The 23,176-nt window shown below is 43.7% G+C and carries 22 protein-coding genes and 2 pseudogenes; 16 read left to right on the forward strand and 8 right to left on the reverse strand.

The window, feature by feature from the left end; translation table 11 throughout:
- Positions 1-51: 51 nt before the first annotated feature.
- Positions 52-1,620 (reverse strand): FAD-dependent monooxygenase, encoded by a 1,569-nt coding sequence (locus WFI24_RS01735; protein ID WP_336758273.1) that lies wholly within the window; start codon positions 1,618-1,620, stop codon positions 52-54.
- A 121-nt stretch (positions 1,621-1,741) separates the two neighbouring features.
- Between WFI24_RS01735 and WFI24_RS01740 the strand changes: the two genes are divergently transcribed.
- Positions 1,742-2,377, forward strand: coding sequence for a TetR/AcrR family transcriptional regulator (locus WFI24_RS01740; protein WP_336758275.1), 636 nt, complete (start codon positions 1,742-1,744; stop codon positions 2,375-2,377).
- A gap of 308 nt (positions 2,378-2,685) precedes the next feature.
- On the opposite strand, the pseudogene WFI24_RS01745 reads toward WFI24_RS01740, so the two are convergent.
- Positions 2,686-3,036: pseudogene (locus tag WFI24_RS01745) on the reverse strand (PhzF family phenazine biosynthesis protein); the annotation flags it as partial.
- A gap of 405 nt (positions 3,037-3,441) precedes the next feature.
- On the opposite strand from WFI24_RS01745, the gene WFI24_RS01750 reads away from it, so the two are divergent.
- From WFI24_RS01750 to WFI24_RS01780, 7 genes are all read left to right on the forward strand, one after another.
- Positions 3,442-3,648 carry a helix-turn-helix transcriptional regulator gene (locus WFI24_RS01750; protein ID WP_036613900.1) on the forward strand — a complete coding sequence of 69 codons (207 nt, stop codon included), beginning with the start codon at positions 3,442-3,444 and terminating at the stop codon, positions 3,646-3,648.
- Positions 3,649-4,089, forward strand: a complete 441-nt coding sequence (locus WFI24_RS01755) for a hypothetical protein (protein ID WP_336758281.1) — start codon at positions 3,649-3,651, stop codon at positions 4,087-4,089.
- 789 nt (positions 4,090-4,878) lie between these two features.
- Positions 4,879-6,117, forward strand: coding sequence for a DNA polymerase IV (locus WFI24_RS01760; protein WP_336758282.1), 1,239 nt, complete (start codon positions 4,879-4,881; stop codon positions 6,115-6,117).
- Positions 6,114-6,461 (forward strand): YolD-like family protein, encoded by a 348-nt coding sequence (locus WFI24_RS01765; RefSeq protein WP_336758284.1) that lies wholly within the window; start codon positions 6,114-6,116, stop codon positions 6,459-6,461. The genes WFI24_RS01760 and WFI24_RS01765 overlap by 4 nt, the downstream gene beginning before the upstream one ends.
- 1 nt (position 6,462) lies before the next feature.
- Positions 6,463-6,831 carry a hypothetical protein gene (locus WFI24_RS01770; RefSeq protein ID WP_336758286.1) on the forward strand — a complete coding sequence of 123 codons (369 nt, stop codon included), beginning with the start codon at positions 6,463-6,465 and terminating at the stop codon, positions 6,829-6,831.
- Between the two features lie 319 nt (positions 6,832-7,150).
- Positions 7,151-7,735: an RNA polymerase sigma factor gene (locus WFI24_RS01775; protein WP_336758288.1), complete on the forward strand. Its 585-nt coding sequence runs from the start codon at positions 7,151-7,153 to the stop codon at positions 7,733-7,735.
- Complete coding sequence (locus WFI24_RS01780; protein WP_336758289.1) at positions 7,696-8,715, forward strand: DUF4367 domain-containing protein; 1,020 nt, start codon at positions 7,696-7,698, stop codon at positions 8,713-8,715. Before WFI24_RS01775 ends, WFI24_RS01780 begins: the two co-directional genes overlap by 40 nt.
- A 795-nt stretch (positions 8,716-9,510) precedes the next feature.
- On the opposite strand, the gene WFI24_RS01785 is transcribed toward WFI24_RS01780, so the two are convergent.
- The 4 genes from WFI24_RS01785 to WFI24_RS01800 all read right to left on the reverse strand — a co-directional run bounded on the left by WFI24_RS01785 (position 9,511) and on the right by WFI24_RS01800 (position 12,886).
- The gene (locus tag WFI24_RS01785; protein WP_336758290.1) at positions 9,511-10,416 is read right to left on the reverse strand and encodes a DMT family transporter; all 906 of its coding nucleotides are present in this window, start codon (positions 10,414-10,416) and stop codon (positions 9,511-9,513) included.
- Positions 10,417-10,457: 41 nt separating this feature from the next.
- A complete protein-coding gene (locus tag WFI24_RS01790) occupies positions 10,458-10,847 on the reverse strand; it encodes a Rid family detoxifying hydrolase (RefSeq protein ID WP_336758291.1) in 390 nt (129 codons plus the stop codon).
- 117 nt (positions 10,848-10,964) lie between these two features.
- Complete coding sequence (locus tag WFI24_RS01795) at positions 10,965-11,966, reverse strand: alpha/beta hydrolase (protein ID WP_336758292.1); 1,002 nt, start codon at positions 11,964-11,966, stop codon at positions 10,965-10,967.
- 26 nt (positions 11,967-11,992) lie between these two features.
- A complete protein-coding gene (locus tag WFI24_RS01800) occupies positions 11,993-12,886 on the reverse strand; it encodes an MBL fold metallo-hydrolase (protein WP_336758293.1) in 894 nt (297 codons plus the stop codon).
- Between the two features lie 256 nt (positions 12,887-13,142).
- On the opposite strand from WFI24_RS01800, the gene WFI24_RS01805 reads away from it, so the two are divergent.
- Positions 13,143-13,688 carry a helix-turn-helix domain-containing protein gene (locus WFI24_RS01805; protein ID WP_221821473.1) on the forward strand — a complete coding sequence of 182 codons (546 nt, stop codon included), beginning with the start codon at positions 13,143-13,145 and terminating at the stop codon, positions 13,686-13,688.
- Positions 13,689-14,111: 423 nt separating this feature from the next.
- Positions 14,112-14,327 (forward strand): annotated as a pseudogene (locus WFI24_RS01810) (hypothetical protein); the annotation flags it as partial.
- Between the two features lie 297 nt (positions 14,328-14,624).
- Here WFI24_RS01810 and WFI24_RS01815 read toward each other — a convergent pair.
- Together WFI24_RS01815 and WFI24_RS01820 are read right to left on the reverse strand one after the other, a co-directional pair.
- Complete coding sequence (locus WFI24_RS01815) at positions 14,625-15,236, reverse strand: GNAT family N-acetyltransferase (RefSeq protein ID WP_336758295.1); 612 nt, start codon at positions 15,234-15,236, stop codon at positions 14,625-14,627.
- Positions 15,233-15,844, reverse strand: coding sequence for a TetR/AcrR family transcriptional regulator (locus WFI24_RS01820; protein ID WP_336758296.1), 612 nt, complete (start codon positions 15,842-15,844; stop codon positions 15,233-15,235). The genes WFI24_RS01815 and WFI24_RS01820 overlap by 4 nt, the downstream gene beginning before the upstream one ends.
- Positions 15,845-16,256: 412 nt before the next feature.
- Here WFI24_RS01820 and WFI24_RS01825 point away from each other — a divergent pair, with 412 nt between their 5' ends.
- The 6 genes from WFI24_RS01825 (at position 16,257) to WFI24_RS01850 (ending at position 22,953) form a co-directional block, all read left to right on the forward strand.
- Entirely contained in the window at positions 16,257-16,913 is a 657-nt protein-coding gene (locus tag WFI24_RS01825; protein WP_336758759.1) for a response regulator transcription factor, read from the forward strand.
- The gene (locus WFI24_RS01830; RefSeq protein ID WP_336758298.1) at positions 16,914-18,047 is read left to right on the forward strand and encodes a sensor histidine kinase; all 1,134 of its coding nucleotides are present in this window, start codon (positions 16,914-16,916) and stop codon (positions 18,045-18,047) included. It abuts the gene before it with no gap.
- Positions 18,048-18,172: 125 nt separating this feature from the next.
- Positions 18,173-19,108 carry an ABC transporter ATP-binding protein gene (locus WFI24_RS01835; RefSeq protein ID WP_145321565.1) on the forward strand — a complete coding sequence of 312 codons (936 nt, stop codon included), beginning with the start codon at positions 18,173-18,175 and terminating at the stop codon, positions 19,106-19,108.
- 50 nt (positions 19,109-19,158) lie between these two features.
- Positions 19,159-20,259, forward strand: a complete 1,101-nt coding sequence (locus WFI24_RS01840) for an ABC transporter permease (RefSeq protein WP_336758760.1) — start codon at positions 19,159-19,161, stop codon at positions 20,257-20,259.
- 2 nt (positions 20,260-20,261) lie between these two features.
- Complete coding sequence (locus tag WFI24_RS01845) at positions 20,262-21,410, forward strand: ABC transporter permease (protein ID WP_336758301.1); 1,149 nt, start codon at positions 20,262-20,264, stop codon at positions 21,408-21,410.
- 292 nt (positions 21,411-21,702) lie between these two features.
- Complete coding sequence (locus tag WFI24_RS01850) at positions 21,703-22,953, forward strand: MFS transporter (protein WP_336758302.1); 1,251 nt, start codon at positions 21,703-21,705, stop codon at positions 22,951-22,953.
- Positions 22,954-23,176 lie beyond the last annotated feature (223 nt).

The following is a 23,176-nucleotide window of genomic DNA, read 5'->3' on the forward strand; positions in this document are numbered from 1 at the left end:
AGCCGGCAGCCATATGAGATGTTGAAAAGAATTCCGCCGGCCTTGTCCAAATCAGTTTGCGCGATAAATGGAATTCAAGTAATTTGAAATCGTTGCGGTATCATTAATGGAGGCCCGCAGTGCAATGTAACCGTCGGGACGAATCAATACGAATTCATCACTTGTTACATCGTAAATTCGATAGGCATTCCCTGTTGCGTCTATTATGCCTTCCACACTTTCCACACGGGATGGAAGGATGCAATGCACATGAAGTTCGTCGTAGGTGAAGTTATCCAAAGAAAGATGATCTGTGCGGTTTACAAAAGCCAAAAGAGTCCAGTGGGGACCACGTAACAGGTCAAATACACTTCCTGCAAAATCTGTACCTTGCAGACCCTCGGCATTAGGAGCACGATCCCCGGGCAATAAACGGGTAACATTCGTTCGGGCAGACGGGCGGGTAAGAGAACTTGACCGATAGGAAATGAGAAGCCCACTCGTCAGATCGTCGGATATAGTGCTCAAAGACTGGGACAACCCCCCGCCTTCAGTCGCCGTTCCTATGACACCATCCATCTTCTTCGAGCTGTCCTCAAGCACGGCTTGAGCCACAGGGCGGCGCTCCTCATCGTACGTGTCGAGCAAGGCGGTGTCTGCTCCGCGTATGACAGTTGCCAGCTTCCAGCCGAGATTGTACGCGTCCTGCATCCCCGTATTCATGCCTTGACCGCCAGCCGGCGAATGAACATGAGCAGCATCGCCGGCAAGGAAGACCCGGCCATTGCGGTAGCATTCAACCATACGGACGTTGACCCGGTAGATGGAAAGCCAGGAAGCATCCGTGAGCCGAACAAGTCCTGCCCCGGCCCGGCGGTCAAACATGGCTTGATACGCCACTAGCGATGGCTGCTCTGGTTCTTCAATGTCTGCCGGAATTGTAGCCTGCAGCTGCCAAATATCGGATTTCGGTAGCGGTGTCACCCCGACCATCCCCTCCGAAGATGTCCAGATATGGATATGGTCACGATCTAACCCTTCCAATCGTACATCGCCAAGATACCACCGCTCATCATCATGTGTTTCTCCAACCAGCTGCAACTGAATAAACTTGCGGATATTGCTTTTGCCCCCGTCAGCGCCGACGACATAGCGAGCCCGAATTTGCTCTTCTCCTTGCGGTGTATTCACGGTTACCGTCACACCATCCAAATCCTGTTCAAGCCCTACAGCCTCCACGCCCAACTCGACTTGACTGCCAAGCGCCGCATAGCGGTCGCGCAATGCTTTTTCCACATCATACTGAGCAATCCAGACCGGATCACGATAGGGTGTCTCCAGTTCGGCACTGGCTGCAACGGTAATAGTCGGCTTGTCCACATTCCTACCATCTGCGGTATAGTAACGAACAGGCAAATCCATAACACCTGTGTCCATAATGTAACGAACGGCCTCCAAATCATCAACAACCTCAAGCGAGCGGGGCTGGATTGCTTTGGCGCGAGACGCTACGTTATATAAGACGCTTCGTTCAATAATACGATGGTTGACGTTTCGGCGGGCAAGGTCACAGGCAAGTGTAAGCCCTGTTGGTCCGGCCCCGACAATGAGAACATCAACAAAAGACTGCACGGTTTTCATGGATAAAATCCTCCTTAATCATTGATTGTGGTATGTCGCATTGATTATACTACACCGTGCAGTGTAGTTTGTAAAGTGGAACTCATTTTTGATAGTATACCTATAGGGGGGAAACATAAGGATGGATAATACGGAAAACAAAAAAATCCGCAAAGGCTCTTCAGACAAACGAGCCAAAATTATTGCGGCAGCACGAGACCTGTTTCTTTCAGATGGGTTTGATCGTTCCAGCGTCGATGCAGTCGCAGCTAAAGCGGGAGTTTCCAAACGGACCGTTTATGATTATTATGGCGACAAACAGAACTTGCTGCTTGCTGTTGTGGAAGAAACCAGTGAGGCGGTTCTGGACATGATCAAGAAAGGGATATCAGACTACCTTTGGGAATTCGAGGATCTGGAGCAAGCGCTCATCTTATTCTGCGAACAATTCGTAGCTTCTGCGAACGGTTCGTCCGATTACAGCGCTTTGATCCGTCTGGTTACAATGGAAGCGGCCAACCTACCAGGCTCGTTTTTAGAAAAGCTGGATAACGCAACGGAAGAGGGGATTATCAGGAGGTTTACCGAGTTTGGACAAACCGGACTGCTCGATGTGCCAGATCCTGTAATGGCTACAAAGCACTTCGCTGCCTTAACGTTTTTGTTGGTATTTGATCAACCGATAAAAGCAGGCAATTTGGAGGAGGAACAAACCAAACGCATCATCTCAGAAGGCGTACGCGTCTTTCTTTGCGCTTATGGAAAACGCACTGTTTAAAACGAAAATCAGCCATCAAAACTGATTTCGGTTTTGCTTAACGATAAAAAGACTGGCATATATATATGTCGAGGGGTGAGAACATCGTCCCATTGAAGTCGCTATTTTAGCGGCTTTTTTATGTTATCGGTACAAGAACATAGTCCGATTACCGATTAGATGATTATCTAAATAAAAAACGCTGTATAAGTAGCGTACTACAGGGCAGTTTTCACATTCTTATTGGAAACAAAGACTCGATAAGAGAAACACGGTCAGCTAGGGATTTCAGGGAGCGTAATCTATAATTCTTTAATTATTTTGTATTTTCATTTTAAACGTACGCCTTCCAAATCTTCGATTTGCAAATCAGCAATGGAATATAAGACAGCTCCGCCAGCCATTTTCACACGATCATTTTCGAGTTTGCAGTATAAAGTTCCACCACGTTTAGAAAGCTGTCTTGCTGTTATCTCCTTTTTACCCAACCGTTTTGCCCAGTAGGGAATGAAGTTACAGTGCGCGGAACCGCATACTGGATCTTCATTTACGTTTGACTTTGGAAAAAAGCTTCTAGATGCAAAATCGAATTTGTCGCTTTTCGCTGTAATGGAGACAACAAAATCGTCTGGTAACTCTTTCAGTTTAGAGAAATCAGGTGTAGCGGTTTGAACCGCTTCTGGCATCTTATATAAACAAAATCAACCGAGCCAAGCCCTTCTTTTACAAAGAGGGGCTTGGATTGTTTTGCATTCAGAGGTAAGTAACAAGAAAAAAACAACTGAGAGTGCAAACATTTTGGGGAGAAATGCACCCCTTTAGGGTGGACATTGGAAAAACCCTAGGTTTAACCTATGAAATTCTATGGCGATCAAAATTATTTTGACGAATTCAGGGGAGGGGCTCATTTTCATAGGCACGTCTTTCGGATTGATCCATAACGGCCAGAAGCTTAGAGGAAGCCCCATTTTGCAAACTCCTTCGGTGAAATTTGTAAACCATATAAAATGCAAAGTTCACTTGACACATATTGCAAAGTGAACTATGCTAAAAATGCAAAGTAAACATTGCAAGGACGTGATCACTTGAAGACAAGAATTGCAGAACTGCGTAAGCAGCATAAGCTGTCACAGGAAGAGCTGGGACGAATTGTTGGTGTTACCCGGCAAACCATCACCTCCCTTGAAAGGGGAAAGTATACGGCTTCCCTTATACTTGCTTACAAAATTGCCAATTTTTTCGGACTCGCCATTGAAGATGTTTTTGATTTCAGCGAAGTGGAGGAAATGTAAATGGACAATTACAAGATTAAAGTAAAAACTCGCAAAAACGTACTGTCACTGGTAGCTGCTGCTACACTATTGATCTATGTAGGACTCATATTTTACCGAGGTGGACTACCCGATTTGCCTAGTTTTATAAAGGGATTTCACACAGGCGCTTTTATCGGGGTTGAAGTGGCCGTCGCTTTTTTCCTCGTCAGGTATATAAAAGCCAGCAATAATGAAACCGAGCTGAAGAAGCAGTATATTGAGGAGAATGACGAGCGGAGTGTAATGATACTCCAGAGTGCCGGCACACTCAGCACAGCAATCATTCTCATTGGTCTGGGCATTGCCTCCGTGATCGCCGGTTTCTTTAATTCCTTGATATTCTACACCTTACTAGCTTGCTTATTATTTGTTTTAATCGTATTTTTTGCATCGTGGATGTATTATGCGAGAAAAATTTAAGGTTTAGATCAAAGCAGAGGATCTCATAATTTCAGGTCAGGAACAGTTTACCAGTGAAAATAGTGTCGAGGGACAAGAACATTGTGTAATTTCGGTTAGTAAATATCTAAATAGTATCATGATGGATCATGTTGCTAGGATTAGATTTTCTTTGAATATAGAAAAAGAGCCGCAAGCGCGGCTCAAATAAATTAAAAATTAAGATGTAATAAAGGTTTTATATGATCAGCAGCAACACTAAACTGATCTGAAAATTCCTTGGAACTCTGGTACTCTATCGGCAAGTCATTCAGGAATAATTTGACCTGTTTGGCCACTTTTGCTCAATTTCACCATTAGACCCTACCTCACTGGCAGTCCCCACACCTGCAAATAAACTTAGGCTGGTGACGAGAACTAATAGTCCTCCCAATGAAATTAAAACTTTCTTTTTCTGCAATTAAGTAAACCCCTTAATGTTTTTTGCTATGTACACAACATTAGCGATGTTAAAACAAAAAAAAGAGAATAGATCTATCTGTACAATTTTCCAATTGTACAGAGTATGAAATACTAAATAGGATCAGTCCAGTATGGAGCATGGCATGTGTAATTGAAAACAACCCCAATCGTAAAAAGTCGATTGGGGTTGTTGTTTCTACATGGATTATATACTTTCAGAAGCAATGGGATTTTTCATTGTCCGTTAATCTCGGATGAATATAAATATTTACCTCTTGCATAAAGAACATGCGTTCGGTTTATAATATACAAACATACGTTCTTAAATGTACAGGAGTGATTTCAGTGTTGGCTAAGCAACGAACCATTATGCTCATTGATATGCAGTCGTTTTATGCTTCGGTCGAAAAGGCGAAAATGCCTCAATACAAAAATAGACCACTCGCCGTCGCGGGAGATCCAGCAAGGCGTTCTGGAATTATCCTTGCCGCTTGTCCATTAGCCAAAGCTAAAGGGGTATCTACCGCGGAACCACTCTGGCAGTCTCTTCAGAAGTGCCCTGAACTGATCATTGTGAGACCACACATGCAAGAATACATCGAAGTATCCACTCAAATCATGTCCATTATTGAGGAGTTCACCGATCTGGTCGAACCGTACAGCATAGACGAATTATTCGCTGATTTTACAGGGTCTATGCATCTATTCGGTAATGATCCAGTCGATTTGGCCAAGCAAATTCAAGACAAAATCTATAATGAAACAGGTGTTTACGCGAGAGCTGGTATTGGCGAAAACAAAATCATCAGTAAACTGTGCTGCGATATGATTGCTAAAAAAGCAGAGGGGGGTATTTTCCACTTAAAGAAAGAGGAACTACACCTTCACATTGGAGATAAGCCCATCCGCGATATGTGGGGGATTGGCTCAAGAATGGAAAAACATCTGTGGAAGATGGGCATCCGAACCATTAAAGACCTGGCAAATACGCCTCTTTCCAAATTAAGAAGTAAGTGGGGTGTTAATGGAGAAGTCATCTGGAGAGTCGCAAATGGACTCGACAATTCGCCGGTAACCGTCAACACGCACAGTACACAAAAGGATATCGGAAACGGAATGACCCTGTCTAGAGATTTCACAGAGGCATGGGAGATCGAAGTGGTTATCCTCGATATCTGCACAGAAGTGTGTAGAAGAGCCCGCAAAAAGGGGCTGATGGGTTGTGTTATTTCCGTGAGTGTGTCTGGAGCGGATTTTGACCATCCAACGGGTTTTCACAGGCAGGTAAAACTGTCTGACCCTACAAACATAACTGTTGATGTGTGCAAGATAGCCAAGTGCATATTCCATCAACACTGGGATGGGCAACCTGTGCGCCGTGTAGGTGTATCCCTTTCTCAATTATCCAACGCGGATACATATCAACTATCTTTTTTTGATGATCAAGAGCAGAAACGGGCCATTGATCAGGTGATGGACGACATTAAGGATCGATTTGGCGACATTGCCATTCTACGAGCGAGCTCCATTACGGCTGCGGGTCAAGCGATAGATCGAGCATCTAAAATTGGGGGGCATTATAAATGAGCAAAAAACTGGAGGCCAATGGATTATGGGAATCGAGCCGAATGATGCTTCCACAACATAAAGAACGGATTATACAGCATCGTACTCAAGTTCACTATCAAGCGAAACCTCTGATCCATGAAGATGAGTGGGAGATTATTGCACAAAATATAGATATGTCGCTTAACTATACATTGCAAGCCACCATTGAAGTGTTTCATGAGTGGGGCAATCGGTATATACATGGGATCGTCACTTCAGTCAGTACCTTTGGAAAGAAAATCAAAATTGAAATGGAGAATGGATTTGAATGGGTCGATTTTGATCAATTGGTCGCAGTAAAACTTGAAGAAGGAGGCGTGTAAAGTGCGACAGACTTCTGAGGAACTTTCACTCGTGAAGAGGGTGGTAGAACTCCCCTATCTTTTAGGTGCTCTGGAGGTAGATAAGCATAAAATATACGCTTCAAACTTCAAAATGAAATCTGTGTATATTGACTACCTGGACGGGACCCAAAAGAAAATTGCTTTAGAAATGTACAAATCGAAACAAAGGCTAAAGGAACATCATATTAAAATCATAGATGAAAAGAGATCTGAGCTGAGTTTAACGGTAGATTATTCGGTAAGAGGTTACCTTCATAAAATGACACTATTGTGGAGCAAAGTGAAAGTGGATGTAACCTTAATGCTTACTGAACATATGAACGTTGATATTACTGAATTGCCCACATGAACATGGAGTTCAAGCAGAATAAGGTCTATAACCACATCGGGTGATTGGCCGAGAAGAGTTTCACCATAGGGATCAAAGAATGTATTATTGAAACATTAAATGTTGAATTTGCTCTTACAGTGTTTGGGTTTTGATTGGTACTGTTGTAAGTAATCTGAGACCTATTAACCAGACCGGTTCTGTATCACAAACAAATAAGGAGGAGTATGGTTGAACAACAATTTAGAGACATTTCTAAAAAATGTCCCTTTAGAACTACCTCGTTTGTTATACATATATAAACTTCATCATGAATACCTGGGAGGTGCCTTAAAGAAACATGGATGAGGAAACCGAATACAGAATTAAAAGAGTTCAAGCGGGCGAAATTCAGGATTACGTTTATATCGTTCAAAAATACCAAACACAGATATTTATGTATTGCTTGAGACTTATTTCAAACAAACAGGAAGCTGAGGATGCTGTTCAGGACGTTCTGGTTAAGGCCTATGAGAAAATAAACCTCTATAAGCCTGAGGTGAATTTTTCCTCCTGGCTCTACAAAATGGCCTATCATCACTGCATAAACATCATTCGTCGAAGAAAAGTGCAACAGAAATGGAAATTCAGACTAATGACTCAAGATCAATCTACCATTAGTCCTGCGGAGATGCTGGATCGCCAACTGTTTAACGAACCACTAAGCCGGGCGCTTGGAAAACTGAATGTGGTTGAACGGAACCTACTGATTCTGCGCGTTTTTGAAGAAAAATCGTTTGTAGAAATAGCTGAAATTCTTAATAAAAGTCCCGATGCCGTCAAGAAAAAGTTCGCCAGAACCAAAATCAAACTCAAAAAATGGATGAGTCCAAAGGAGGAAGAACTGTGCCAAAATTACAACGTACTTCTCAAAACGAAAATCTGAAGGAAATGGATCTTTTGATCGAAGAAGAGTTTCAGAATTTTGATGTCACTGACAAAGTCATGACTCGGGTCCGGAAGCTGGCAGTTCACAAGCGAGAGTTAGATGCGAGAGCACGAATTCGTCAAAGAATCGTGGTTCCCGGGCTAGCCGCAATGTTCGTTCTTGGAGTATCAGTGACTGGGTATGCTGCCTCACAATATATTGAATTCCTTAACAATAAAGGCGAGGTGGTACTAAACACTGCCGCCGCCAAAGAGCCGACTGACTTTGTTACAAATTACACAAAAAGACTGGGCTTTTACACAAATCAGATTAAAGAACAATTGCAACCTGGGGATTATGTAGCCTATTATGTCAAAGATGAGTTAATTAACAACGCGGATAAATTAAACCCCGTAAAATTTGAATATAAGTGGATCGAATATTCTAATTTCAGCAGTTTGCAAGCTGAAATTACGCGGACGCAAGCTCCAGTTTTAAAATCAATAACGCAACTTCCTCAAGGGTACCAGTTTGATTACGGATACGTTTATCCTGCCGATCTGTATACAAACCATCTCGCAGATGCTGCTTACCTGAAGTTAACAGACGACCTTAGAAGACAAGCTGAATCTTCTTCGGATGGGCAACGGGTCTATATTCAAAAACTGAATTGGAACAAGGCTGACTTCTCTTTAGCACGCTATGTCAAGGGGAAGAACGTTGTAACTGTAATGGCAACAAGAATATTCCCCGACTCCAAAGTGACCATATTCCAGGACGATCAGGCTAAATCCGAGAAGCTGAACATTCAAGATAATGAGGTCTATTATATTCAATCCGATATTAAGGATAGGGAAACTAATTCCGTTACTCCCCATCGGATTGGATGGAGGGACGATCACAATCATTTGTTGTATGAAATATCCAATAATGGGGACAGCAATCTAAGTAAAGAGGATCTGATCAAAATAGCTGAAGAGATGATTACATCTCCTTAGTATTCTAAACAACAAAGGGAAACAAGGCACTTTAGACATTAGTTCTGCTTTACTGAAAGACACAAGATATGCGGCAGCACTGATATGTGAAACTAATCTAATAAATGTCGAGGGACAAGAACATATTCCCATTGAAGTCGCTATTTTAGCGGCTTTTTTATGTTATCGGTACAAGTTCGTTTCCCGAGCCAAGGACAAGAACATGTTCCTATTGCCGATTAGGCGTATATCTAATCGTTATCTTGTCGTTAATTCATTAAACTAACGGGCAGGTTAGTTTAATAAATTGAGGAGGTCAACGTGTCGGATATACAAAAATGAGTTGAATAGTAACGAGCCCAAATATAAAACTCCCTTGATTTAGCGGAACGATAGTTCCATAAAAGAAAAGTTATAAACACAAACCCTCTCCACCAAAGGAGTGGGTTTGTGTTTATACCGATATGTATATCTTGTGGTCAAACTGTACTTTGTGCTTAGATACATCACGGTGAACCGTATCACAAGCAGTGGTAAGGCGAAGAATCGAGTTGAAGGTTGACGCTATAATGCTACGTTTGGAATTGGGTGCTTAAAATAAGCATTTAAGCACTTATTGAAACGGCTGGCCATAATTCGGTGAAAATACCGAACTATGGCCGTCTATGCTCGTATTTTATTTTTTAACTCTCCTTGACATATCTACTCCAAAAATGGCCAAGTGTCCTATAGTGCCTAATGAATTAATTCGCAGTACCTCTGCCGCTTATACAGCTGTCATCACCGTAAGAGAAAACACTAAAGCCCTGAACAGAACTAACCCTCGTTTATTCTTAACTGTTTGTTATAAGAACTATTTTTTGGTAATCTCTGCAAAGTAGAAAGAACTACTCCGCATACAATGAGGGTGGAACCGCCAACTTGTGTGAAGGTGACTGGGGTACCGAGCATGAAGTAACCAAGCAACATGGCTACAAATGGTTGGAGATTCAGAAATACGGATGCTTTGGCAGCGCCAACTTTACGAATTTGATTGTTCCAGATGATTGCACATAAGCCTTGAATGAGCAGAGCAGAACCGATTAAAAGTACCCACCATCCCAAGGAATGGGAGCTCTGTTCATGAGGTTCGCGCCATGCTGCCACCGGAAATACGAGCATGCAGCCCAGCAATGTTGAATATGCAGTCGCTCCGAGTGCATCCATTTTTTCTGTGAGCTTTCTCATTAAGATGGTAGAACCAGAGAATGCGAGCATGCAAATAAACATGATTCCCATACCAGTTGTCAGTGATACATGTAATCCTCTACCTTGGCTGACTACAAAAAAGACACCGATAAGAGCAACCAGAGATCCTACCACCATACGCAGAGTGAATGGTTCTTTTAAGAAGAGTCGCGCTAGCAAAGCGGTAACTATAGGAGAGAGCGATAAAATAAGCGAAGCTGTCGTTGCATCTATCGTCTGCAATCCAGTAAAGAAAGATACCTGATGCAGTAACATCCCAATAAGAGCGAGTGGAATTAAGTAGATGATATCCCCTGAAGTCAATCGAATCATACGTCTGGACAAGATGAGATAGCCAATTAGGAACACGGAGGAGACGGCAAGGCGGTATGCGGAAAGATGTATTGCAGGAAACTCCTGCAGCAAGAGTGAGCCGAATATGAAATTGCTTCCATAAAGAGTTGCACAAAGTAAGAGAAGCAGGTAAGTTCGCAAGCCGATGCGCCTTCTTTCAAAATTTGACTAATCCAATAGCTTTATTGGTTAAGCTGTCGTTTGATGGCAACCAGTTCGATCTCGATTTCAGCGCTACGTGGTAGCTTAGCTACCTGTACGGTAGTTCTTGCGGGATGATGGTTACCAAAATAGTGACTATAAACGTCATTCATTTGCCCGAAGTGATCTAGATTCGTCATAAAAACGGAGGTTTTCACAACGTCTTCTAGGGTGAAACCAGCTTCAGATAACACGTTCTGAAGGTTCATCAGGATCTGTTGGGTTTGTGCAATGATGCCTTCCTTTAATTGGCCTTCAGCATCTATCGGGAGCATTCCGGATGTATAAATAACATTTCCGGTAGCAATGGCTTGCGAATAAGGGCCTATTGCCGCCGGCGCTTGTGCGGATGTAATCATAGTATGAATCATGGTGAATTTTCCTCCTTTATTGAATATAGAATGATTGTCGTTTTTGTTCGCTTAATAAAGAACCCGCAGTAATAAGCTGCGGGTGCGAGATAGTATTAAAATCCGCTAATCGCGTCGTTATTGACCCGCTGGTGTGTAATTCTCGTCTAGAAATGATTGAACAGCTTGGAACGCTTGAACTCTATTTTTTTCGAGCAGTACCATATGAGTACCTTCTCCGATTTCCACCCAACGGCGATAAGCAGCTCCAGTTAAGGAAGTAAAGAAGTTTTGTGCCAAATCTAATGGTACATCGATATCCCACTCCGCATGAATGAGGAGTACGGGTACGGTGATATCTTTAGGTTCATAGAAGGCTTTGCCAACCGTCCAATATTCACGTATGTCTAGAATCGGTCCGTTGGTAGCGCGAATATGCTCAGGGTGTACGGTCTTGTTATTAAGATCGGAGGCCAGCGTTGCTTCAACCCATTTTTCAAACCAACCCTCAGGGAGCAAGCTGTCACGTTTTCCTTCAGGAGCAGCACTTAACCAGCGTTCTTTAGTAGTAGCTGCGGGCACAAGGCGATAAGAGCCAAGCGGGCCGCCTGTATCAATAGGGATTGGTTTGTTGCTCAGCCACTGAGGAGCAATAAGGGTTAACTTGTTCACTTTGTTATTATTACGGCTTGTATATGCCCCAGCCACCGTACCGCCCCAAGACATCCCAAGTACATTGACCTTCGATAGATTTCGATGCTTTAGGACGAAGTCTACGGCCGAGCCAAAGTCACGAACTCCGGTTTCTGTACGGACAAGCGGAGGATTCTGATCAGCAGGTTGCTCCATTTCTGGCGGTCTTGTGGATCCACCATAGCCACGAACATCTACTGCATAGACGTCATAACCGTGACTTGCGAGGTAATCAAGGAAGGTGAAACCGTCTAGCTCCACATCATATAGGCTGCCAATTGGATAAGTAGCACCGTGGACCATGACGATCGTTTTCTCATTAGAGAAGACAGTCATAGATGCAGGACGTTTATTAAGGACCGATAGCTCAATACCAGGCGTATCGCTAGCTATGTTAAAGTTCTCAGATACGATGGAGATAGATTTGTTGAATGTGTTGTTAGACATTATATTTTTCGCCTCTCTTCAATGTATTAGATAAAGCGCCAGTTGAAGCCGTCTTCGCTTCGGGTGACGTATCCCGCTGAACTCTCTGGGAAGTGCGTACTGAAATAGATAATTGGACGGTCGGCAACATATTCCAAAGCCCAGCGGCGTGAAATTCGGGCCTGATCGCCAAATTCACAGTACATAGAATTCCAGTCCGGTCGCATAACTTGGAATGGGTGATGCATGATATCGGCGCCGAACAAAGCTTCTTCACCACCCGATGAAAGACGAATAGACATTTGTCCGATACTGTGACCTGGAGTCGGAATGAATGTAAATATATCTAGTAACTTTCCGCCTTCTGGACCGATAGTTTCCGTCAAGCCTGCCTCAACGATCGGAAGTACACTCTCTTCATAAACATTGAAATTTGCTTCATTTTCTTTGTTATGGCTCGCTTCGCTGGAGTAATACTCTTGTTCTTTAATAGGGAATACGTACTTGGCATTGGGGAATGTAGGTACCCATTTGCCGTCAACTAGCCTCGTATTCCAACCGACGTGATCCACATGCAAATGAGTTAGTAACACGTAATCGACTTCTTCAGGAGTAACGCCTGCCTCTTGAAGACGCTCGAGATAAGGTAGCTGCAGATTGGCAAGATCCGGATTTAGTGGCAGGTTTTTATCGTTACCTGTAGCCGTATCAATAAGAATCGTATGATGGGGTGTCTTCACGACCCAGGTGCCAATACTCACGATGAGTTGCAAATTTTCGTCAAGCAAGCCCTCAGGGAAGAATTGTTGATTCTCTTCTAATACAGAGGGATCCCACGCACCTGGGAAATAAATTTCTGGTGGAACACCACTGATTACCATTTCGGTGACTCGGGTAACAGTAGTATCGCCTACGGTGTAAATCTTAGGTAGCTTAGTCATATAGCTCATCGCCCTCCTTCAAAATTTCGCTGGAAATGAAATTCTATATTTAAAAAGAATTATGTGTACATGTCCCGGGAACGTATTTACACATCAGTCTTGTTAAAATCTTAATCCAATAATGTTCTTAAATCAACGTTTTTACACCGAAATTGAACCACCGTAAGAAAGCTTGCTATTGCTAGATATTTTAATTATTATCAAATTATAAATTTCGCTGAGAGCGAAAAAATCAAATGTAAAGGAGACATGAAAGATGAATTCTATAGGCGAGGTCATTAGAAATACCCGCAAAAAGCAGAAATTAACTCTTAAAGAAGTGGCAAAAGCAGGATCTATCTCAGTCTCTTTTCTCAGCGAAATTGAACGGAACAAAGCGAATCCGTCGATAAGTGTCCTAAAAAGGATTGCCAATGCGTTAAACGTGAATTTTACTGATCTATTTGGAGAGAAAGAACAAAGCATCGTTGTGAGAAAAGACGAACGTAAACCGTTGGTACATTCTGAAGGCTCACGTATTACATGGTATTCCCTTAGCGAAGGAAGTAAAAATAAGATGGGACCAATCTGGGGGGTGCTTGAAGAAGGTGCGACTTCTGGTGATGTTGGCGTAGGACACAGCGAAGGAGAGGAGTTTCTGTATGTCCATTCTGGTTGCCTGGAGTTCATGCTTGGGAATGATAGATATACGTTAGAAGAGGGGGATAGTATATATTTCGATGCCAAGACACCGCATAGCTATAAGAATGTATATAAAGGTGAGACCTTGGTGATTGCCGTGTCGACGCCTCCAACTTTTTAAGTTCAAACCGAATTATACCATCATATAAAGTGAGCTTATGATTTGAAATAAGTAGTATTAAAAATGACTTATTTCTTCTTTTCGCAACTCACTTTGACCACTTGAAATTATAGCTCGAAGAAGAGACTGGGATGCGTACTTGTTGCTGAAGGTGGAGATTTCGGATTCCGAGAAGGCGCTGTTGCACAAGTCGGCCGAGAAGCTGAAAGGCCTTGTTCAATCGATAGAAGTCTAGTACGAAGAACAGCCAAGGAGGCATGCGCCTTCCTTGGCTGTTTTATTTCTTTCGAGACCCTTAGCGAGCCGTCCAAGAGCCGTCGACCGTGATCCTTGTCGCATAAAGTCGGGGTTACTTATGGGACAGCCTCTTGATGGAAAGCACCACAAATTAAGCTAATGGCTACGACTGAGCTCTTCGAATGCCAGACCTTATATGCTCAATCCTTGACTGAACGTCCGGTTAAAGGAATGTTAACAGGCCTAATCACTATTATGAACTGGTCATTCGTACGTAATGATATCTCACGGGAACAAGTTGCATATCAACTGGCCTATGGCTTAAGACAAGAGGTAGAAGCACTGGAGATTGCAGGAATGGGAGTGATCCATGTAAACGAGCACGCTGTCCGTGAAGGGTTGCTGCATATGATTTGCTTTATTTTTGGTTAAGCATCAGGAAAAGGCGTTTTCTAGAGAAGAATTACTCAGAGAAGTGTGGAAGTCGTCCCGCCAGCAAATTTATGATCAATGTACAGTCGATACACACAATTAAAAGATTACGTGAAAAACTGTTTTCCGATTATTCAAATGGGAACGAATTCACGGGTATTTTATAGTTTGGATTATTATTATGAACTTAGTGAATATAACGTTAATCTGAAAGATACGCAAATCTTATAAATATTATCGGCGCAAGTTGTTCAGGCTTGTTGTGACTTAGGCCTTCTCCAAACGCAGCGAGACCATGTGATTGATTCCAGATATGCGGGCCTGCCTGGGAGATAGGGACTTGCGTTTGTACTCCGTGAACCCCAGCTTCTCATACAATCGAATGGCCGGGACATTGGTATCGGCAACCTCTTCTATGAGATAGTTTCGGTACGGCAAATGAACCAGCATATGTTTAATAACTGCCGAAGCCGCTCCTTGGCCGCGGAAGGATAAGGCAGTACCGATAAACTCGACCGATCCCGTTTCGGCCGGCGGGTCGACAAACGGCTTTTGGAACTCCCTCTTCAGAATGAGTGCCGCCATCGAACCCTTGAACCAACCCAGATGCCTACGGAGCTGTGCGCTCTGAAGTTCTAGGGAGAAGCTCTGACAGTCCGTGCATGCGCCGAAGGCCGCCACCCGATCGCCAGCGAGAGCCACATAAAATTGATCTAGCACGAACATATGGGCGAACGCCTTTGCGGTGACATCTCGGTCTTTAGAAAAATACGTGAGCCACTGCGAGAAGCCGTCGGCGAAAATCTCCGCCATCTGGTTTCTTACCTGTACACCCGCGTGGTCTGCGCGGACAACCTCAAATGCGCCCGAGTACTTCATAACGTTTCACCTTCCTTTTCGAATACTAAGGTCAAGAGCGATCTCGACGGCATCGTGAATTTTTCCTCCAGCATCACCTTCATCATCGCCAGCCCCTGAATGGAGGAAAAGAAATATTGTGCCATCTCAAAAGCGTTCCCTTCACGGAGCTGGCCCTGCCGCTGTCCTTGAACGATGAGCGTGGCAGTCGCTTGCAGTAGATCGGTATTAATCTGCTTGAGAGCCGCTTTCCGACCGTCCGTCTCCGTGGAGAAGAAGGATTGCAACATCAGCAATAAGAGGTGCCCCAAGTCATCGCCAGAAGACAGATCGAGATACACCTCGTTCGCGAACCGTGCCAGTTCCTCAGCAGGCTCATCACTGGTCTGAAATCTCGCGATCAGCGTCTCAAGTCCGGCCATGGCAAACTGCACCAGTTCCTCGAATAGCTGATCCTTTGTTTTGTAATGGCGGTACAGCAGACCGGTGCTAATGCCAGCCTGATCGGCAATATGCTGCACATTGGTGGAGCCGTATCCTTGACGAACAAACAGCCGCATCGCCGCTGTCTGAATTTTGGTGCGGGTTGCAAGGCGCATAGCCTCGTATTGCTCAGGTGTACGGGGCACTTTGGAAGCTCCTTTATTGAATGAATTTTAATTCATCATAAAATCATTGAAGCAAATTGTCAACGTATAATGTGGATATGGAGTAGGGAGCGGTAGACGAGCCGGTAGACCCGCGAGCAAGTCGAAGGACTTCAGCCGCCTAAGGAACTCATTAAATAAAATGGGAACCTTAGTTAAATAGCCCCAGTATATCTCACTGCTAATTCATTTAGTTACCTGGGAACGTAGTAAAATGCGCACTAATAACTTGTCTGATACATATGGATGATTGACCAATTTTCTAAAGAACGCACGGGTAAAAGCATATCATAATTTATGTATTAATGAGCGAAGAGAAGAATGCTATACTAACAAATGAATATGACAATGTGATGGATATTGCTAAATAGCGGTGAACGGAGAGTGAGCAGTGTTGAAAATAAAGGTCATTATTGCGGATGACAATCCCTTTATCCGGGAAGGCATGAGAATCATTCTGACCACTTTCGATGAGTTCGAAGTATTGGCGACGGTTCAGGATGGTCAAGAAGCGGTTGATTTCTGCCGGAAAAATGAAGTAGACGTAGCACTGCTCGATGTGCAGATGCCCAATATGAATGGTGTGGAAGCGACCAAGCTGATCTCCGAGCAGACAGGAACCAAAGCGCTAATCCTAACCACTTTCGATGACGAGGCGTTTATTATCGATGCGATCCGCAACGGGGCGAAGGGATATCTGCTCAAGAATAACGATCCGAAGCGGATTAGGGACGCCATCATATCTGTACACAACGGACATAATGTACTGCAGGATGCTGTGCTGGATAAGTTGAAATCTAGTTTGCTACCGGACAGGGATAAAGATAAGAAAGAAGATAGAGGGAGTAAGATCGACAGAAGCTTATTCACTGATAGAGAGCACGACATTATGCTCCTCATTGCGAAGGGGCTTTCCAATCGTGAAATTTCGAAGAAGCTGTTCATCTCAGAAGGCACCATAGCCAACCACATTACTTCTATTCTAGGCAAGAAGAGCTTTACACATCGTACACAAATCGCGATTTATTTTCTGACCGGGGAAGTGGATTAAATGACGGAGAGGGGAGCCCCTAAAGAACTCTGGACAATGAGCATAAAAGCGATCCTCTTGAGCTATGTGGTTATTCAATCCTATGTATCTGTAGGTTCGATTTCACCATGGTATATGCTGTACATCCTCCTCTACCTGTGTTTGAATATTTCCATTCATATCACTAAAAAAGGTAGTGTCACGACGATCGTGCTTCTGCTGTCTATGCTGGTTACTGCAATGTCCTCGTCATACATCCAACCCTTATTGTTACTCCTGTTACCTCTGAACATATACGAACTATTTACTATATATCTGCGCAAACGCGGAATTATTCTATTTCTCATGATGGTTCCGCTCTTGTTACTGTCTCAAGAATTTCAAGCCATCTTGGTTACTTATGGTCTCGTTGCGATGCTAAGTTTCCTCTATTACCTCTTGCTTAACACCTACATAAACAAAAATGCAGACCTCAAAGAGGACATTGAAAAAAGAAACGAACATATCCAGCAGTTGACTAAAAGCCTAAATGAGAATAAAGAATATATCAGACAGTCCGATTATACGATTAAACTGGAGGAGCGTAACCGACTGTCCCAGGAAATTCATGATAAGATCGGACATTCTATGACGGGTGCATTGATCCAGATGGAAGCCTCGAAGCGTTTGTTCACCTCCGATCCGAACAAGTCGGCGGAACTGCTGCAAAATGCAATCAATATCTCCAAGGACGGAATCGAGAGTATTCGCCTTGTGCTTAAGAATATGAAGCCTCCGAAAGAGCAGCTCGGAATGAATCGGATGAAATTATTCGTTGATGAATTTTCAGCGAAGCATACGTTCAGGACCTCTCTCACCCATGAAGGTAATGTCGACATCATTACTCCGATCCAGTGGAAGGTCATTCAGGAGAACACCAAGGAAGCGTTGACCAATGCCATGAAATATTCAAACGCTACTTTCGTCTCCATCCATATCGAGGTACTGAGATCCTTGATCAAGGTCGATGTATCGGACAACGGCAAAGGAGAGCAGAAGGTGATAAAAGGCTTGGGATTAATCGGCATGGAAGAACGGGCAGCAAGCGTATCTGGTACGATTATCGTCGATGGCTCAAGAGGCTTCAGTGTCACTACATTAATTCCTCACGGATAAGATGAGATTTACGATGATTAGATAGGAATATTCTCAGGGGTGAAGGATGAACTTGTGCACTGTCACAGGAGCATCCTTTTTTATTACAATTACATTATCCTAAAGACGAAACGGGAGTGTTACGAATGAACGTCCTTGAAATTAAGCAGCTTACGAAGAAATTTGGGGATTTTATTGCCGTGGACAATATCACGATGTCCGTGAAGGAAGGCGAGATCTTCGGATTTCTGGGTGCGAATGGAGCAGGTAAGAGTACGGCCATTAACATGATTGCCTCTCTGCTCCGGGTAACCAAAGGTGAAATCGAAGTTCTTGGCAAGAGTATCGCTAAGCATGGCAAATTCGCAAAGATGAACATCGGGATTGTGCCGCAGGAAATGGCTATTTATGAGGATATGACTGCATACGAGAACGTTCATTTTTTCGCCGGATTATACGGACTCAGAGGAGCCGAGTTAAAGGAGCGGGTGATTGAAGCACTAGCATTCGTGGGACTAGGCGACAAGCACAAAAGCTATCCCAAAAATTTCTCAGGCGGTATGAAGCGAAGATTGAACATAGCCTGTGCAATCGCCCATCGGCCAAAGCTGCTCATCATGGATGAGCCAACGGTGGGGATTGATCCGCAATCTCGCAACTATATTCTTGGTTCCGTGAAGAAACTGAACGAATTAGGCAGCACGATCATCTACACCAGCCATTACATGGAAGAGGTCGAGGAGATCTGTACAAGAATCGCCATTATCGACCACGGCAAGATTATCGCGGAAGGAACGAAAGGTCAATTAAAGGCTATCATTACGAATCAGAAAAATATAGGTATCGAGGTCCGTTCAACCGAAAATCTGGATAAAAACAAGTTGGAGGGAATTGCTGGCGTAAACCGGGTTGAAGTGGAGGATCGAATTGTTAAGATCACCTCTGATTCCGAGGTCAATAATTTGAACCGAATCATCCAGCAGTTGATGGCGGATGATATTGAAATACGTTCATTGGAAGAGAATGAGCCTAGTTTGGAGACGGTGTTTCTGACATTGACAGGCAGAAGTCTGCGGGACTAATTAAGAAAGAAGTGAAAGGAGGCTAAGGGGAAATGAACGTTTTTAGAATAATGCTTAAAGAGTTAAAGGTTATCCGCGATCCCAAGATGCTTTTGTTCTTAGTGGTTTCGCCGCTATTAACCATGCTTATTTTGGGAACAGCGCTTACGAATGCTTTTGACGGCAGTTTAACGGTTGAAGAGATCAACGTACTTTATAGGAATAATAGCACATCGAGTGAGTTCTCTAAGTATTGGGACGACTTCACGGGGCAGATGCGTCAAGCTGGCATTAAACTCGAGAAGGCAGACGAAAAGTCGGATGGAAAAATGGAATTGAAGAACAACCACTATGCGGGTTACGTCGAGATTTCGGACAGTGGGCTGAAGTTTTACAGCAGTAGTCAGAGCTTGATTGAAAGCGATATTGCTAAGAGTGTGCTTATAACTTTTGCAGATCGTTACCGATTGGCGGCAGAAGTAGCAGGTGCAGACTCGGAGCAAGCGGATGCTATCATGATCGGAGGCGGCACTGAAAGTTATGTGGTGGAGGAGTCGCTGAATACGACAAGAAAGCCTGGTTCTATGGACTATTTCGCTATAGCGATTACGACAATGATTATTTTATATAGTGCCTTGACGGCCGCACAATTAATAGACGGTGAACGCAAAAGGAACACCGCTGTCCGATTGCTTGCTTCACCGGTAACGAAAATCGAAATTTTCGCAGGTAAATTAGCAGGGCTTGTCGTGCTGAATTTAATACTCACAATTGTCGTAGTACTCATCAGTAAATACATGTTTAATGCCTATTGGGGAGAAAATTTGGGCCTAGTGTTTCTAACGCTCTTTACTGAAATCATTTTCGCTGTGAGCATGGGCCTCGGGTTTAGTTATATCATCAAGGGTGATGCATCAGGCACTGTTGTTATGATTATTATCCAATTGGCTGCATTTCTCGGCGGTTCATACTTCCCGGTCGAGAAGGCTACGGGGATCATGGCAACCCTCTCTTCTCTTTCTCCGCTGCAATGGTCCAATGCTGCACTTCTTGAAATGATCTATGCAGACAGTCTGTCAGCAGCGGTTAGCGCCATGCTGTTAAATATCGGCTTCGCGGTCGTCTTGCTTGGTATCGCATTAACGATGATGCGCAGAAAGGAGGGCTTGTAAAAATGAGAGACACGTTATGGCTAATCCGGAAAACATTTATTTCTACCTTTAAAAATTATATGAATCTATTTGTATACTTTGTCTTTCCTGTTATGGGAATCCTGCTCGCGACCCTAGTCCAAGGGGGCTCGGGAGAAACCGAATTGAGAATAGGCATTGTTAATCATGATGGAGGTCAGACGATTACGAAGAGTGTTATAGATTCAGTGGGCAGACAGGATTCGATGATTGTAAGTGAGATTGAGGAGAATGAGATAAACCAGCTGATTGCTGCTGGCGATCTTGATGCAGCGATTATCCTTCCCGCAGGTTTCGCACAGAGCTTGATTGTCGGCAAACCAGCAAAGATTAAGATCGTATCCATTAAGGGGACGCAGGTTACCGGACATGTGAAAGCATCCTTGGATCAACATATTAACAATATGGCTTTGATCGGCAAGGTGGCTAAAGGAGATAAGGCTAAGTTTGATGCCCTTTATGAAGGATTTCAAACTACAGACTTCAGATTATCCGCAGAGAAAGTAGAGGATCAATCCGTAAATTACAACAAAACCAATCAATCCGTAGGTTATTTGCTCGTTCTCATGCTGGTGTCCGCTTCGAATTTATCTGGAATTCTTATTAAGGAAAGAGAGAATAGAACCTATTATCGCCTTTTATCCTCACCAATCAATCCTAGAACCTATGTCTTATCTAATATCATCGTTAATTTGACTATGATGATGCTGCAGATTGCAATGACACTGTTGATCATGATAAATATTTTTCATGTCGATCCGGGTATACCTTATTGGAGCATGTTCCTAATTCTTGTGTTATTTGCTCTGGTGGCAATCGGTCTATCGCTTGTAGTCGTGGCATTCTCAAGCAGCTCTTCAGCAGCCAGCGGCATGCAGAATATGATCCTTATACCTAGCAGCTTGCTGTCTGGATGTATGTTCCCGCTTGAATTAATGCCGGCAACGATGCAGCAGCTCGCGCATTTTCTTCCCCAGTATTGGCTTCTGGATACCTTTAGCAACCTACAGCAAGGGATATCCATGGGGCAACTATCCTTGAATCTGATCATTTTGATTGCTTTTTCCGTTGCCTTATCTTTAATAGCCGTCTATAAGTTTGGAAGGAACAATGATACTCGAAGCTATATTTAAGAAAATAAGCTAATCCCATATTCTAATCATCCACTTCCAATCTACTATATCGTAGGAGAGTAACGTAGTTATAAGGGGGAGCCAGTCCAGAGTTATTAAGACAATGTTGATTCTCCATATTGCCTTGCGGGAACGTATTGAAAAATTCAAAATATGATCCAATCCGGACTCTGAAATTTCAGTCTTTAGTAGGAGGTGAACGATGATGAAGTCCGTATAATTAGGAATTGAAAGGAGAGTCATATCTTACTCAAACTGGGCATCTTTATAGACAAATTGGAGGTTGAAAAGATTGAATAGGGACGAAAAAAGCACCAATGCGCCAAGCCTGTTTCGCAATCGGTTCCTGCAGACGATTTTATTATCAAGCGTGCTCCTGCAGGTTGGCATCTGGGTACGTAATTTCGCTATTCTCCTGTACGTTGCGGATAGAACAAACAATGATCCTTACGCCATTTCGCTAATCAGCGTAGCAGAATTCGCGCCAATTTTTGTTTTTTCGTTCATCGGAGGTACATTTGCCGACCGCTGGCGGCCGAAGCGAACGATGATCTGGTGCGATTTATTATCCGCGGTATCGGTATTCGTAGTACTTCTGACCATACATTACGGTTCTTGGCACTCCGTCTACCTTGTCGCATTCATCTCAGCTATTCTTTCGCAGTTCTCCCAACCTTCAAGCATGCGATTGTTTAAGTATCATGTGCCGGAAGAACAGCTGCAGCAAGGGATGGCTCTATTCCAATCGCTGATGGCCATCTTCATGGTGCTTGGTCCTATGCTCGGAACCATGGTTTACAGCACTTTTGGCCTTGAAATATCGATCGCTGTCATGGGCGTGGTTTTTCTGCTCTCCGCACTCGTTCTTATTCGTCTGCCAGAGGATAATATGCAAGCTCCAACCGTCGCTGTAAAAGGGCAGTTCCGTAAAGAATTCATTGAAGGCTTCCGCTATGTTTGGCAAAGCCAAGTACTGCGGATGCTCGGACTTGCGTTTATTCTCGCGGGACTCGCTGTTGGCGTAGCCCAAGCGCTCAACCTGTTTATCGTAACGGAGCGGCTGGGCAGGAGCGAGGAGTTCCTGCAATATCTGCTGATGGTAAATGGTGCAGCTATGCTGATTGGTGGCGGAATCGTAGCCGTCTTCGCCAAGCGGGTTCCGCCGCAGATTCTTCTAGCGATAGGTATGATCGCAGGCGCTGTCTGCACAGCCATTGTAGGGTATTCGACAAGCGTTCCGCTCACCCTGACCGTTCAATTTCTGAATGGACTTGTTTTCCCATGCATTCATATTGGGATCAGCACAATGATTCTAAAATGGTCAGAGGCTTCGATTGTCGGCCGGGTGAATGGGGTTCTGAATCCGATGTTCGTGGGCATGATGGTCGTTTCCATGTCTTTCGCTGGCGCGTTAAAGGATGCCTTTTCACTGGGGACGATCTATGGCGGTGCAGGATTATTATTTCTTCTTGGCGCACTGGTCATGGTTCCGATCATGAACCAAAAAGCGCCGGATAACGCACATATTGCACAAGAGACATAATTTCGTGATACTTATAAAATTTTAATGAAGAAGAACCGACCATGAAGAAATGATCGGTTCTTCTTCATTCCCTGATGTGGTTAAGCGTACATCTCGCTAATATCCACAATCCTGCTGGGTGCAACGATGATTTCGTTTTGCTCCCTTAAGATGAAATATGAATACGTATTTCCTTGAATCACAACAGGAGCAGCATATTTTACAATAAGTGGCGCCTGATTTC

The organism is Paenibacillus sp. USHLN196, from assembly GCF_037144955.1.
Lineage (GTDB): Bacteria > Bacillota > Bacilli > Paenibacillales > Paenibacillaceae > Paenibacillus > Paenibacillus xylanexedens_C.